General features: G+C 34.6%; 11 protein-coding genes. 4 read left to right on the top strand and 7 right to left on the bottom strand.

What is annotated here, in order from left to right:
• Positions 1 to 23 precede the first annotated feature (23 nt).
• Entirely contained in the window at positions 24 to 3,233 is a 3,210-nt protein-coding gene (locus FQU23_RS02990; protein WP_147672511.1) for a UvrD-helicase domain-containing protein, read from the bottom strand.
• 274 nt (positions 3,234 to 3,507) lie between these two features.
• Here FQU23_RS02990 and rbfA point away from each other — a divergent pair, with 274 nt between their 5' ends.
• Together rbfA and FQU23_RS03000 are read left to right on the top strand one after the other, a co-directional pair.
• Positions 3,508 to 3,900 (top strand): 30S ribosome-binding factor RbfA, encoded by a 393-nt coding sequence (rbfA, locus tag FQU23_RS02995; protein WP_147672512.1) that lies wholly within the window; start codon positions 3,508 to 3,510, stop codon positions 3,898 to 3,900.
• Position 3,901: 1 nt separating this feature from the next.
• Positions 3,902 to 5,101 carry an ABC transporter permease gene (locus FQU23_RS03000; protein WP_147672513.1) on the top strand — a complete coding sequence of 400 codons (1,200 nt, stop codon included), beginning with the start codon at positions 3,902 to 3,904 and terminating at the stop codon, positions 5,099 to 5,101.
• A gap of 158 nt (positions 5,102 to 5,259) precedes the next feature.
• Here the strand turns inward: FQU23_RS03000 and dusB are convergent, their stop codons facing one another.
• Entirely contained in the window at positions 5,260 to 6,252 is a 993-nt protein-coding gene (dusB, locus tag FQU23_RS03005; protein ID WP_147672514.1) for a tRNA dihydrouridine synthase DusB, read from the bottom strand.
• Positions 6,253 to 6,506: 254 nt separating this feature from the next.
• On the opposite strand from dusB, the gene lepA reads away from it, so the two are divergent.
• Positions 6,507 to 8,303, top strand: coding sequence for a translation elongation factor 4 (gene lepA, locus FQU23_RS03010; RefSeq protein WP_132109340.1), 1,797 nt, complete (start codon positions 6,507 to 6,509; stop codon positions 8,301 to 8,303).
• Between the two features lie 141 nt (positions 8,304 to 8,444).
• Here lepA and FQU23_RS03015 read toward each other — a convergent pair whose 3' ends face one another.
• Entirely contained in the window at positions 8,445 to 9,377 is a 933-nt protein-coding gene (locus FQU23_RS03015) for a 1-phosphofructokinase family hexose kinase (protein ID WP_147672515.1), read from the bottom strand.
• A 170-nt stretch (positions 9,378 to 9,547) separates the two neighbouring features.
• Here FQU23_RS03015 and thiL point away from each other — a divergent pair, with 170 nt between their 5' ends.
• Complete coding sequence (gene thiL / locus FQU23_RS03020; protein WP_147672516.1) at positions 9,548 to 10,594, top strand: thiamine-phosphate kinase; 1,047 nt, start codon at positions 9,548 to 9,550, stop codon at positions 10,592 to 10,594.
• 56 nt (positions 10,595 to 10,650) lie between these two features.
• Here thiL and FQU23_RS03025 read toward each other — a convergent pair whose 3' ends face one another.
• From FQU23_RS03025 to FQU23_RS03040, 4 genes are all read right to left on the bottom strand, one after another.
• Positions 10,651 to 11,343 carry a response regulator gene (locus FQU23_RS03025; RefSeq protein ID WP_147672517.1) on the bottom strand — a complete coding sequence of 231 codons (693 nt, stop codon included), beginning with the start codon at positions 11,341 to 11,343 and terminating at the stop codon, positions 10,651 to 10,653.
• Positions 11,344 to 11,345: 2 nt separating this feature from the next.
• Positions 11,346 to 13,394, bottom strand: coding sequence for a tetratricopeptide repeat protein (locus FQU23_RS03030; protein ID WP_245181059.1), 2,049 nt, complete (start codon positions 13,392 to 13,394; stop codon positions 11,346 to 11,348).
• 107 nt (positions 13,395 to 13,501) lie between these two features.
• Positions 13,502 to 13,795, bottom strand: coding sequence for a 3-oxoacyl-ACP reductase (locus FQU23_RS03035; protein WP_147672518.1), 294 nt, complete (start codon positions 13,793 to 13,795; stop codon positions 13,502 to 13,504).
• Between the two features lie 181 nt (positions 13,796 to 13,976).
• Complete coding sequence (locus FQU23_RS03040; RefSeq protein ID WP_147672519.1) at positions 13,977 to 14,789, bottom strand: LytR/AlgR family response regulator transcription factor; 813 nt, start codon at positions 14,787 to 14,789, stop codon at positions 13,977 to 13,979.
• Positions 14,790 to 15,037 lie beyond the last annotated feature (248 nt).

Below are 15,037 nucleotides of genomic sequence, written 5' to 3' on the forward strand. Positions count from 1 at the left end.
ATTTGTTCTGTTCTAATTTTCGACTACAAATCTACCACATCAATTTCTTTTCCGATATAGATAAGTGCTTTTTTTACCACTTTGTATCCCATTAATTCTATTGCCGAATGATAGTCTTCTATTTGCTTTTGATATTTTGCATTATGAACTCCTGTTTTATAATCCAATAAAAAAACTTCCTTGTCTTTAGTCACAACCATTCTATCTGGCTTTATCGTTTTCCCTTCTTTTTGAATTATGGTTTGTTCATTTAACACCGTATGTTTTTCAGAAAAAAATGATTCCAAAGCTTCATGATTTACAATGTCTTGAATTGTCTTTTGCACCAATTCCTTTTGTGCAAAAGTAATCAATCCGTCTTCAATGGATTTAGTAACCGCCAGATCAACGTCCTTTTTAGTTTTTACAAAAGATAGAATTTCATGAACCACATTACCATACTCTATAGACTCCTGCTGATGTGTCCCCCACATCAAAGCCTCCCGTTGCGCTATTTTAATATTTTTTGGATTTAAGATTTCATCAACCACACGAATTGCTTTTGAAGTATCAATATGCTTCGCCTTGCTTGATAATTTTGCATTACTTCCAAAATCATAGTCCAATTTATTTTCGTCAAAAACTCCTTTACTCACTAAATAATTAATAAAAAAAGTACACATGTTGTTTTTGGGAACTTCTCCTTTACTTGACAAATTCATATTCGAAATGACATAAAGTTGTTCCTCCGCTCGAGTTAATGCCACATATAGCACATTTACATTATCCAATAATTCTTCTTGTTTCTTTTGATCATAGACCGCTTTTGCTTCGAAACCAAAACCTTCTACCGCACTACTGTTGTCTACCAACACCTTTGGCAGACCAAAATCCATTTCTTCTCCATCGAGCCATAACTTATCCTTAGGCTTTCGACTGTAATCTTCTTCGGCAAAAGGCATGATTACCACGGGAAATTCTAATCCTTTGGATTTATGTATTGTCATAATACGAACCGCATTATTCCCTTCCGGTGACGGGATACTGAATTTCTCGGCGTTTTTATCCCAAAAATTAAGGAAGTCTGCAATTCCTGCCTGGTTTCGCACATCTCGTTCGAGGACAATGTCTAGAAAATATTGTACATACGCTCCACCGCCTTTCGCGAGATTTGGCGATAAGAATTTAGTGATAACGACTTCTACCGCTTCATACAATGATTTTTTTCGAATGTTTTGAAAGGATAGTGAAATATCATAACTCATGAGCCATTTCTCAAAATCGGCTTCTAGTTTTTGCTCCATTCCTTTTGCAATGAAATCATGAACTGGCAACTGATCTTGAATGTTTTCAGCGATATAATGTAGAAAATGGGCTTTCGCCTCTAAATCGGCATTATTTTTCAGGTATTTTAAAAGATGAATAATCAGCCTGACTTCGGTTGCGTTCTGGATCATCAACGTTTCTGAAGACAAAAGCGGAATATTTTGTTCTGTCAAATAATTAGCAATTGCAATTCCCTGACTTCTTTTACGAGTCAAGATCACAATGTCTTTGTATTCAAATCCTTCTTGAAGTACCTTTTGAATCGTATTCATAGTCGCCAGAACAAACAACTCTGTTTTATCCAAAGCCTCTTCGTCCTCTTCTGTCGTTTCGACCTTTGGGATAAAGGAAATATTAACGTAGCCGCCAGTTTTATCATTGGTTTTCTGATGGCTGTGATTTTCATATAAATCTTTGTAGTCAGGCTGTTCAAACTCTGATGACAACAGTTTGAAAAATTCATTGTTAAACTCAATCACCTGCGAATAAGAACGGTAGTTTTTATCTAAATGTTCCAACTTCTTTTCCGGATTAGAGAAAGGATTATTGTCTTTGCTTAGCTCGATAAACTGCTCTGCTTTACCTCCACGCCAGCGGTAAATGGATTGTTTGGGATCACCCACAATCATCAAAGTTCCTTTCTCTCCATAATCGTCCTGACCAGCAAGTGCATTATCAATTAACGGAATTAAATTTTGCCATTGCATCTCTGAGGTATCCTGAAATTCGTCTATGAAGAAATGACGGTAGCGCTCCCCTAATCTCTCGTAGATAAATGGCGCTGGTTGATTTTGAATCTCCCGATGTATAATTGCATTAAATTCAGAAATGGAAAGTACATTTTGCTCTTCCTGAATTTTGGCTAATTCATTGCTCACCGTATTCAGTAATGATAACGGCGTAATGTTTCTAAGAAAGGCTTTGTAGAAATCTCTTTTTTCGAAATTCTTATAAATCGTTCCCAGAATCTGAATCAACTCTGGAATTATATTTTCTATTAATGCGCGATCTTTAGCCGTTTTATTAATGGCAATATCATCAACCTCGTGAAAGGTTTTGTTTTTAGGATTGTATTTTCCGTCTCGAATACTAATTAGGTGATTCGGGAATGTTCCTCTAGAAAACGACTTCAAGTCTATTCCGTTATTTTCTATAAGCGTTAATGCGGCATGAGCAAATTCGGCGTTGTCTTTTTCTAAAACTTTACAGGACTCAATTAATTTCTTTTTGATCTCGACAAAATCAGCAATGGATTTGTCGTGAAAATGAGTGATTTCACTTCGGTGGTTTTCATTGAGTACTAAGCGCCCCGTGTCCAAAATCTCACGCGAAATATCCCAAGACTTGTCATCATCCGTTTTCTCCATAGTGAAATCGATAAGCAACTTGGTCAGCGTTTCGTCTTCCCCAGCTTGTGCGATGATGGCATCAACCGCTTCAATTAATAAATTTTCTGTATCTAAGGTTACCTCAAAAGTCATAGGCAACTTTAAATCATGAGCAAAAGCACGAATCACTTTATGAGTAAATTTATCAATGGTCGAAATATCAAAAGCAGCATAATTATGAATAATATGCTTGATGATTTGTTGTGATTTGGTTTTGATCTGGATAATCGATAACGCTGTATCCTTAGCCAAATCATGCATCAAATCGGCTGCTTTTTGCGAAGGCGTGTCTTTGGCAAATTCGGAAAGACTTCCCACGATACGGCTTTTCATTTCGTGTACCGCTTTATTGGTAAACGTTATGGCGAGAATGTTGCGATACGCATCATTTTTAGGGGCCACTAAAATAATTTTCAGATATTCTTTTACAAGCGCATAGGTTTTACCGGATCCTGCGGATGCATCATATATGGCGAAGGATGGTCGCTCTAACCTTCCCGAAGATGAAGGAGTGGAGACTGAATTTACTTTATGTTCCAAATTGCTGTTGTTTTTTCATTACTATTTTGTGCAGGAACATCATTTTTATTTTCAATAAAAACGATATTCTGATTGTCTTTATACTTTCTGAATTTACACCTGAATTTATGACTAATCCTATTTCCTAGCCCTGATGGAAACGGCATCCTTTCTTGCCAGGGTTTGGCAAGAAAGATAGAGTGTACAGCAGGAAAAAGCTTCTAAAAAACAGCTTAAGTAATAGGTTGCTTTTAAAAATTGTTTGTTTAATGTTTAAAAGTAGTATTTTTGCACTATGGAAACAAATAGACAGAAAAAAATAGGTGGGGTGATCCAAAAAGATTTGGTTGATATCCTACAAGGTGAAGTGAGAAAAAACGGAGTAAGTAATTTAATTATTTCGGTATCCAAGGTTATTGTTACTTCAGATTTATCTGTGGCAACGGTTCATTTAAGTGTTTTTCCTCAGGACAAAGCAAAGGAAATTTTAGAGGCTGTTAAGTCGAATTCTAAAACAATAAAACACGATTTATCACAAAGAGTACGTTTGCAATTGAGAAAGGTACCTAATTTAGTTTTCTTTATTGATGACTCTTTAGACTACATTGAAAAAATTGACAATGCTTTAGCTAATAGAGACAATCCTATTGAAAACAGAGATCTTTTAGAGAAACGCAAGCTGATATAATTTGAATTTCCCCCTTTACATCGCCAAACGTTACATTCTAAGTAACAGTAAAAACAATGCCATAAATATTATCAATCGCATTGCGAGTTTGGGAATTATTGTTGGCGCCATGGCTTTGTTTGTGGTATTGTCTGTGTTTAGCGGCCTGAAAGTGTTTAGTCTTTCGTTCACAAACGACATTGATCCCGATCTAAAAATAAGTAGTACTTTAGGAAAATCATTTTTCATTTCTCCATCACAAGAAGAACAGATAAATAAAATTGATGGGGTAGCTTCTTATAGTAAAATTATAGAAGAACGTGTTTTATTTGTTTTTGATGACAAGCAAGTTGTAACGTACTTGAAAGGAGTTGACAACAACTTCAGTAAAGTAAACGACATCAAAAAAACATTGTACAATGGGCAATGGATCGAGCCTGACACTTATCAGGTTGTTGTAGGCTACGGAATTACACAGAAATTCTCAATGGGACTGCTGGATTTCAATAATCAAATGGAAATCTTAGTTCCTAAACCCGGAAAAGGAGCTATTACAAATCCCGAGCAAGCATTTAACAAATCTGATGTTTTCCCTGTAGGTATTTATGCCATTAGTGAAGACCTTGATTCTAAATACGTTTTTGCAGACTTGGGTCTGGCCCAAGAATTATTGGAATACAAAACCAATCAAATTTCAGGAATTGAGATCAAAGAAAAAAAGGACGCTGATGAAGATGCAATCATCGAGAAACTGCATACCATTTTTAATAATAAAATCACAGTAAAAAACAGAGCCCAACTTAATGACGCCTTGTATAAAATGTTGAATACAGAGAATATTGCTGTGTATTTAATTTTTACTTTGGTTATTGTAGTTGCTCTTTTCAATCTTATAGGAGCATTAATCATGATGATTCTCGACAAAAAAGGAAACCTAAAAACACTTTTTAATCTAGGAACAGAAATCAAGGATTTACGTAAAATCTTTCTGCTTCAAGGAACTTTACTAAGTGTCTTTGGCGGAATTATTGGTTTAGTATTAGGAATAGCAATTGTGCTTTTACAACAGCATTTTCAATTGGTTATGATTACACCTACACTGGCTTATCCAGTTGTTTTCACACTCGAAAACGTATTGATTGTTATGGGAACAATTGTAACTCTTGGATTTATCGCTTCGCTGATTGCAAGTAGTCGAGTGAGTAAGAAGTTACTGGATTAATACTTATCAATCATCCGTTGTAGAGACGCTCTACAGCACGTATATAAACTACGTATATAAGTGTTGGAAACACCGTCGTTTTATTATAAAAACCCGACAGGTTTGAAAAACTTGTCGGGTTTGAAATTAAATTATAAACAACTGCTAATTTATTATTTTTATACAACCTCATATCCTGCATATGCTTCTTCAATTTCATTCAAAGCAGCAAATAATTCTTCGGGACGATCTAAGGTAACTAGTTTTTGTTTGAACGGTTTAAAAGAATGAATTCCTTTAAAATAATTAGTATAATGAGGACGGGTTTCTACAATTCCTAATCGTTCTCCCTTCCATTCCATTGCCCAAGTTAAGTGATTTCGCACCGCTTCGACTCTATCGACAACTGTAGGTTTAGCCAAATGTTCCCCTGTCTTGAAGTAATGTTTGATTTCGTTAAAAATCCAAGGATAACCAATTGCGGCGCGACCAATCATGATTCCGTCGATACCGTATTCGTTTTTATATTGTAATGCTTTTTCAGGACTGTCGATGTCTCCATTTCCAAAAATAGGCATGGTAATTCTCGGGTTGTTTTTTACTCGGGCGATGTGCGACCAGTCTGAATGTCCTTTATACATTTGGGCACGCGTTCTTGCATGAATACTCAAAGCAGCAACTCCAATATCTTGAAGACGCTCAGCCACCTCATCAATATTGATAGAATTATCATCCCAACCCAATCGGGTTTTTACCGTCACGGGTAAATGAGTGCTATCAATTACAGCCTGGGTTAAGCGAATCATTAAATCAACATCCTTTAATACTCCGGCACCAGCTCCTTTGCAAACCACTTTTTTTACTGGACAACCATAGTTGATATCTATAATATCTGGATTTACTGTAGAAACGATTTTTGAAGACAAAGCCATTGCTTCTTCGTCACCTCCAAAAATCTGAATACCAACAGGTCTTTCATAATCGAAGATGTCTAATTTCATTCGGCTTTTTATAGCGTCACGAATAAGTCCTTCAGAAGAAATAAATTCAGAGTACATCAAGTCGGCACCATGCATTTTACACAACCTACGGTAAGGTGGGTCGCTCACGTCCTCCATAGGAGCGAGAAGTAAAGGAAAATCTGGTAATTCAATGTTGCCAATCTTAATCATCTGCTTAAATTTTGTGCAAAATTACGCTTTTTTGATCAAAGCATGAAATAGCAAAGATGAAAGACTTACTACTTAACTCATTAGTTTACTATTTTGTGACTTTGAAACTGTTGAATTTACACTATATTTGCAGATTAATGGTCGTGGTTTAGCAGATTGCGCGAGGGGTTGCAGTGAAAAACCCATTCGCCGTGGCGAACAAACCCTAAAATTAATTTAGGGAAAGCCAAAAATAAAATTGACAGATGGATAAGATGAAAAAAATAAGGAATTTTTGCATTATTGCACATATTGATCACGGTAAGAGTACACTTGCAGACCGATTACTTGGTGCTACACAAACCGTTACAGCCCGCCAAGAAAAAGCACAATTGCTTGATAACATGGACTTAGAACGCGAACGCGGAATCACAATTAAGAGTCACGCGATTCAAATGGAATACACTTATAAAGGAGAAGAATATATTCTGAATTTGATTGACACTCCTGGTCACGTGGATTTCTCATATGAAGTTTCGAGGTCGATTGCAGCCTGCGAAGGTGCACTTTTAATTGTGGATGCAGCACAAAGCATTCAAGCTCAAACGATATCAAATCTATATTTAGCGTTAGAAAACGACTTGGAAATTATTCCGGTTTTGAATAAAGTAGATTTACCATCTGCTAATCCTGAGGAAGTAAGTGATGATATTATTGATTTACTAGGTTGTAAATTAGAAGATATTATTCATGCTTCAGGTAAAACTGGTTTTGGTGTCGAAAATATTTTGGCAGCGATTATCGAAAAAATTCCACCGCCATCAGGAAATGTTGATGAGCCGCTACAAGCTTTGATTTTTGACTCTCACTACAATCCGTTTCGTGGAATTGAAGTTATTTTTCGTATAAAAAACGGACAAATAAAAAAAGGTCAGAAAATTAAATTTATGGCTACCGGAAACGAATATTTTGCAGACGAGATTGGGACATTAAAACTGAACCAAGTTCCGAAACAAGTAATTTCGGCTGGTGATGTTGGATATTTAATTTCAGGAATCAAGGAAGCTAAAGAAGTAAAAGTAGGTGATACATTGACTGATGCAAAAACACCAACTACTAATATAATTACTGGTTTTGAAGATGTGAAACCAATGGTTTTTGCTGGAATTTATCCTGTAGATACTGAAGATTACGAAGAGTTGAGAAACTCAATGGAAAAATTACAACTAAACGATGCTTCTCTCGTCTTTTTGCCGGAAAGTTCGGCTGCATTAGGATTTGGTTTCCGTTGTGGATTCTTAGGAATGCTGCACATGGAAATTATTCAAGAGCGTTTAGAGAGAGAGTTTAACATGACGGTTATTACTACGGTTCCCAACGTTTCTTATTATGCTTACACCAAAAAAGATCCTACAACTCCACTTATAGTAAACAACCCTTCCGACTTGCCTGAGCCTTCCCGTCTAGATCATGTTGAAGAGCCTTTTATCAAGGCGACTATCATTACCAAAGCTGATTATGTAGGGAATGTAATGAGTTTGTGTATCGAAAAAAGAGGCTTGATTACAAATCAAACCTATTTAACTACAGAGCGTGTTGAATTGACTTTTGATATGCCTTTGGCTGAGATTGTATTTGATTTCTACGACCGCTTAAAAACAGTATCTAAAGGATATGCTTCGTTTGATTATACACCAATTGGAATGAGAACTTCTAATTTGGTTAAAGTGGATATTTTATTAAATGCAACAATTGTTGATGCTTTGTCTTCCTTGATGCATACTGACAATGCTTATTCAATTGGTAAAAAGATGTGTGAGAAATTGAAAGAGTTAATTCCACGTCAACAATTTGATATTCCAGTTCAAGCGGCGATTGGTGTGAAAGTTATTTCGCGTGAAACGATAAAAGCCTTACGTAAAGACGTTACCGCAAAATGTTACGGTGGAGATATTTCTCGTAAACGTAAATTATTAGAAAAACAGAAAAAAGGAAAGAAACGTATGAGACTTGTTGGTAATGTTGAAATTCCGCAAGAAGCATTTATGGCTGTTTTGAAATTAAATGACTAGATTTTTTTAGAATAAAGAAAAAAGAGAATAGAATAAAGAGGAAACCTGACGATGTAAAAATTGTCAGGTTTTTTTGCTTGTCTAATTATATTGCTGCCCGGGACTTACTTTGCCAATTCGGTTAAACTTGTGTGGCTAATTTCACTTATCTTTCAACCACTCATACAGCCTTTTAGCATCTTCTACTTTAAATAACCGAGTTCCTTCATTCATCGTCGCCGCCGAACCACAGGCTACTCCCCAGCGAATTACTTCTTTCAGGCTTTTATTCTGAGATAACGCCCATACCATTCCACCCACCATGCTATCTCCAGCACCAACGGTACTTTTCTTTACAACATTTGGAGCAGGAACATAGTCGTAGGAATCTTTGGCAACTAATACCGCACCTTGAGGCCCAAGGGAAACAACCACAATTTCGGCACCACCTTTTCTAATTATTTCTTTTGCCGCTTCATTAACTTCCTCCATTTCTAAGCGTTCCACTCCAATTAGTTTTGCCAATTCACCAACATTTGGCTTAATCATATAAACACCTGTTTCCAATGCTTTTTTTAACGGTTCCCCGCTAGTGTCTATAATAATTTTTGAATTTGACTTTTTCGCCATTTCAGCGATTTCTCTGTAAAAATCTGTCGGTAAGCCCTCACTCAACCCACCACTCAGCACTAAATACTTAAAACTTAATTGTTGAATTGTTGCAATAATTTTATCTCTTTCGAAATTTGTAACGGGTGGCGCAGGAAAAACAAAACGAAACTGAGAATTAGTATTGTCATCGACTGCAACGAAATTTTCACGAGTCCAACTTTGCGTTTCTATTGCCTCAAATGATATCGATTCTGCTACTAAAAGTCCTTTTAACATTTCACCTGTTGAACCTCCGGCAGCCATTATAGCCAGCGAACTTCCTCCTAATCTTGAGATTGCTTTAGAAACATTAATCCCTCCTCCGCCCGCATCAAACAAAGGTGTTTGACAGCGAATCTTTTGCTCAGGAATTAACCCCGAGAAGTGAGCGCTTTTGTCTAAAGCAGGACTTACTGTTAACGTGCCAATGTCAAATGATTTCATTTTGCTTGTGTTTATTACTCTAAAGATGCGAAAAAAAAATTAAATCTCCCATATCCCCATCTAACAACATCCTTTCAGATGATGAATCCAGAATTAATTAGACAAAACCTTTGTACCTTTGCAATCCTGTAGCGCTTTATAATTCTATACAGAAAAACAAATTTAAAAATATGATTGAAGATAAAACACCGCAACGTACTAGTATTGCTCAATTAGGAGAATTCGCATTGATTGATCACCTAACAAAAAACTTCGAAATCATCCAACCTTCAACTTTAAAAGGAATTGGGGACGACGCCGCAGTGCTTGATTTTAAAGATAAGAAAGTTGTAATTTCCACAGACATATTAGTTGAAGGCGTCCACTTTGATTTGGCTTACATGCCATTGAAGCATTTAGGCTACAAAGCAGTGACTACAAATATCTCTGATATTTGCGCGATGAATGCAAAAGCCACACAAATCACAGTTTCAATCGCAGTTTCAAATCGTTTCCCGCTCGAAGCATTAGATGAATTATTTGCCGGAATTACACATGCTTCTAATGAATATAAAGTAGATGTTATTGGTGGCGATACTACTTCTTCACAAAAAGGTTTAATCATTAGCATAACCGTAATTGGAGAAGCTAATGAAGAAGAGATTGTTTATCGAAATGGCGCCAAACAAACCGATTTACTAGTAGTTACTGGTGATATTGGAGCTGCATATATGGGATTGCAAGTTTTAGAGCGTGAGAAACAAGTATTTCAGGTAAACCCGAATTCACAACCTGATTTAGATGCTTATACTTATTTGATAGAGCGCCAACTGAAACCGGAGGCTCGAAAAGACGTTCGTACTTTACTACACGCTTTAGAGATCAAACCTACTTCAATGATTGATATTTCGGATGGACTATCGTCTGAAATCATGCATTTATGCAAGCAGTCAAATGTAGGTTGTAATTTGTATGAAGATAAATTACCACTGGATCCACAGTTGATAAATGTATGTGAGGAATTCAACATTGATTCTACAACGGTAGCAATAAATGGTGGCGAAGATTATGAATTGCTTTTCACTATAGCCATCGAAGATTTTGATAAAATAAAGGGGAACCCTAACTTTTCAATTATTGGACATATGACACAGGAAAGCGAAGGAATACATCTTATCACTCGTGCGGATACAAAAATCCCATTAAAAGCACGAGGTTGGGATCCAATGACTGAGTAAAAAAATAAAAAAACGGCATTTATAAATTTATAAATGCCGTTTTTTTATTCGAACTGTTAAAATAACAATCCAATATTTCTTGCCTCACGCACCAAGTCAATATCACTTCCTTCAGTTACTTTCAACAATTCCTTAAGTTTTAACTTTCGCACTTCGATTGCATTCAATGAAATGGGAATAAATTGTGTAATATCTTTGGCCTTTGTCCCTTTGGATAAATGAAATAAAATTTGCTTATCAAACAGATCAATTTCGATACTGTGATCTTGTGACTCTAACATTTTAATAACCGATTCGCTATAGTACGTCTCATTTTTCATCACTTTATCGAAAGCGAATAACAACTCATCAAATGTCAAATCATTTTTTATAACTAATCCATTTGGATTAATATTCTTAATAATCGTTTTAATCTTCAAAAACTCAGTGAACATGGTAAGCAAGATAATTTTGCAATTTGGCATAAATTCTAAAATCAATTTTGCCAAATCTTCGCCTGAATAAATACCCTTATCTTCATAAGGCGGCATACTAATATCTAAAAACGCAATATCAAAAACTACTGATTCAGGATTTGTAATGACACGATATGCCGATTCACAATCCTTTGCTTCTGCTATAAAAAATTCATGCTCGCTTGGATTGTATCGAGTTATTGCATTTTTATAACCTTGTATTATAAAAGGGTGATCATCCACAATTAGTATATTGCTTTTTATCGTCGTTGGGGCAGCCGATTCAGTTGTCATTTCTATGTAGGTATTAGTTTTTGTTCTATTGGTATAATAACGGTACTAACTGTACCTTCTCCTTTTTTTGATTTAATATGAAAATCACCATTACATTCCTTTGTTCTAGAGCGCATATTCTGAATCCCTATGCCTTTCTTTTTAACTTTTGCATTAAACCCGACTCCATCATCACTAATCACTAACACAAGGTTATCTTCCTTTTTTTTCAGTTCGACTTTAATAGTATTTGCATTAGCATATTTATTAATATTTTGAAGCGACTCCTGTATGATTCGATACAAATTGATCTTCACAACATTTTCTAGTAGTTCCCATTTTATTGAACGATCAATATTTGAAATCAATTTAGATTGGAAGGTTTTTCTCTGTTCCTCAAAAAGATTGTCGACAATAGCGACGAAGTTATTAATTAATTCCGATTTCTCTCTATTTAAATCATGTGAAATTTCACGAATGTCCTGTTCTATATTCTTTAACTCGGATAAATATCCACTTCTTTGATTGACAGCCTCCTCATCTTGATATCTATTTAAGCCATCTAAATTCATACGAACACCAAACATTCGGCCTAGAACGCCATCGTGAAGTTCTTGGGCTACTCTTTTCTTCTCCTCAACCCTATTGGTTTCTATGGTGTTTTGCTGAGATATCATTAGATTATAGATATCCTCATTTGCTTTTTGTTGTTGTTGCTTATATAGAAGTACCCTGTTTTTATTTTTCTGGGCTTTAATGATATATAAAAATAAACCTAAAATCGTTATTAAACTAAATGCATAAACTAAATTCCTGTTTTGTACCTCTAGACTTGAGTTCTGACTTTTTATTTGATCAGTTTCATACTCTATACGCGAGAATTTATCGCCCATACTTCGTTCTGCCTTCTGCAGTTCCTCATTTATGTGAATATATTCTTTGTTGTAAAAATTAGCTTTTTTAGGTTCTAGTACAGCTGAATGTTTTAAAGCCACTAAAATATCTCGGGAAACATTACTCGACTTAGCTAAAAACAGCGCTTCTTTAGAATACTTTAAGGCTCTAATAGTATCATTATTAGCAGCAAAATATTCTGATAAATGGATTTTACTAATAAAAATTCCAGACGTTAATTTTAAACTATCTTTCAACTTTAGTGACTCAAAAAATAGATCTGGCAACCCATTTGCTTCTTTTAACTTAAATTTAGAATACGCCAAATTATCCAAAAGAAGCGCATAAACAAAAGGTTTTTGAATACTCAGATTTTTTTGTTCTAATCCTTTTTGAAAATAGCTTTTGGCAAGTTTATATTTTTTTGCATCTAAATATAAAAATCCAATATTATTATATGAAGTAGCTTTTGATTGAAACTCTTCAGGTATTATCTCGTCGTCAATAACTGCCAATGCTTTATTATTATATTCAAGCGCTCTATCAAAATCACCAAGTTCATTGTATGAAATTCCAAGAAGGTTATATGCGTCATAAAATATCGCATTTGCACGTTTCTCTTCTTTTATAATGCGTAATACATCGTAAACTGATTTTTCACTTCCTAAAAAATCACCAGAATTAAATTGCAAAGATGCTTTGTTTAAAAGAGTTTTGGCTAAATTAATATTATCTCCCTGTTTCTTGTACATCTTTTCTACTTTGTAATAAAATAAATAAGCACTATCTAAAATCCTTTGCGAGTTATAATAATCCCCTAAATAACTATTTGCTTTAATTATATTTAAAGTATCTCCAGCATTTTCTGATTTATCTAAAACAATCAGTACTGTTTTATTATAATATTTCCAGCTGTTAATATTATAATACCTATTGGCAACTTTAAAGAGATTGACCCTATTAAGCGAGTCATTTTCTTGATTCATAACAATTTCTAACGCTTTATGATTATATTCTTGTCGCCTATCTTTATTTAGAGTGAGCTTACTAGCTAAATCAAAGTAAGTCGCAAGACTGTCTTCTGAAGAATTTATTGAATTATTTTCCTTGTTTTTTTGGGAACAGCCAAAAAAAACAAACGATAGTGTTATCAAAATTAAAAAGCAATTATTTTTCAATTGGTAAAATGAATTTTATCAAAAATAGTAAAATAAAATTAGTAGCATAAAAAAAGGCTATCAAATAATTGATAGCCTAAATAATTTCAAGATAATAACTCTTAAATTCAGTCTAATTTCATGTTACCACCGGTCGCTTGACCTCCTATAATATCTAATTTCATATTTCCACCAGTAGCCTGACCTCCTATAATATCTAATTTCATATTTCCACCAGTAGCTTGTCCTCCTATGATATCCAATTTCATATTTCCACCAGTAGCCTGACCTCCTATAATATCTAATTTCATATTTCCACCAGTAGCTTGTCCTCCTATAATACTATTAGTTTCAGGTGTAGTGAAAGAAGTTAAGATCATTACTAAAGAGAAAAGTCCGATTGTTAAGATTGATTTTTTCATAATTTGGGATTTTTTATGTTGTTGTTTTTGTTTCTACTTTTATATAATGACTTAATTTCGATGTCATTACAATGTAAAAGTACACAGGAGCTTTCGGTTTTTCTTACAAAAAAAAGCTTAAATGGTAGAATGCGCTCGTTTGGTTGTGGATGATATCCAAATCTTGGTGAATGGACGTTTTTTAAATTTCTAAATAGTTCCCGTTAGAAATTTCCGAAATTATAAGATCAATATTAGCCTTATATGACTTAGAAAAAGGAATCTTCGCCGTCGTGTTTTTAATATGACACACTGCATTTCCAGTATGAATCCTTGAAATGTAACGCGAGTTAACAATATAACTATTATGAATCCTTACAAAAGGATAAGACAAGACTCCTTCAAAATGTTTCAAGGTCTTGAAAGCAGTAATCATTTCTCCTCCATTAAGATGAATATCAGTAGAATTATTATCTGCTTGCAAATAACAAATATCTCTGGCATCGATATATCTGTGATCACCGTACGATTTTATGCACAGTACCAAAGGCTCTTTTAGTGCTGGCGCTTCATGCTGCACTATAATCGTGGGCTTCTCATCATGAACGGTAGTTTCCTCTAAAACAACTGTAGCGTCAGCATTCGATTTATTCAATTTTAAGATTGTCTTTATAAAATCAATACGCGCCAAAGGCTTCAAAATATAATCGGTTACGCCATATTGAATTGATTCGTAAGCCAAATCTTTTTTTGAAGTGGTAATAATTATTTTGGGAATTACAGTAAGATACCGGTGCAACTCATTAATAAGCATCAATGATAGGTTGCTTTTTTTATCGGAAGGATCGATTTCAAGAAAAATCAATTTCGGATGGTGCTCTAATATAAGGTTTAGACCTTCATCATAATTATTTGCCGAAGCTATAAAGTCAAGTTCCGAAAAACTATCAGCCATGGCTTTTGTTTTCAAAACACTTTCTTGATTGTCGTCAATAATAATGTACGAATAGTTCATTTATAGCTGTTCCTAAATTGTTAGGCATATTAATTAAATGTTTATTGCAGCTTTCACTTCAAAAAAAATAAAATCTATGGTAGTTTTGGGAAACTAATTAAATAAAAATCAACTTTTTATCCTTATTTAACAAAATAAAAATACATGTTTCATTGAGTATTTAAGAAAGTTGTTAATATGTTGTTAATAAATGTTCATAGATTAAGACGAAATACATATAAATCCGATTAACTACACTTTTGCACTGG

The sequence above is a fragment of the Flavobacterium sp. XN-5 genome, from assembly GCF_008033395.2.
Lineage (GTDB): Bacteria > Bacteroidota > Bacteroidia > Flavobacteriales > Flavobacteriaceae > Flavobacterium > Flavobacterium hiemivividum.

Coding starts and splice junctions, on each gene's coding strand:
- thiL (WP_147672516.1), top strand. CDS start 9,548: ATGATTGAAGATAAAACACCGCAACGTACTAGTATTGCTCAATTAGGA.
- FQU23_RS03040 (WP_147672519.1), bottom strand. CDS start 14,789: ATGAACTATTCGTACATTATTATTGACGACAATCAAGAAAGTGTTTTG.
- lepA (WP_132109340.1), top strand. CDS start 6,507: ATGAAAAAAATAAGGAATTTTTGCATTATTGCACATATTGATCACGGT.
- rbfA (WP_147672512.1), top strand. CDS start 3,508: ATGGAAACAAATAGACAGAAAAAAATAGGTGGGGTGATCCAAAAAGAT.
- FQU23_RS03015 (WP_147672515.1), bottom strand. CDS start 9,377: ATGAAATCATTTGACATTGGCACGTTAACAGTAAGTCCTGCTTTAGAC.
- FQU23_RS03035 (WP_147672518.1), bottom strand. CDS start 13,795: ATGAAAAAATCAATCTTAACAATCGGACTTTTCTCTTTAGTAATGATC.
- dusB (WP_147672514.1), bottom strand. CDS start 6,252: ATGATTAAGATTGGCAACATTGAATTACCAGATTTTCCTTTACTTCTC.
- FQU23_RS03025 (WP_147672517.1), bottom strand. CDS start 11,343: ATGACAACTGAATCGGCTGCCCCAACGACGATAAAAAGCAATATACTA.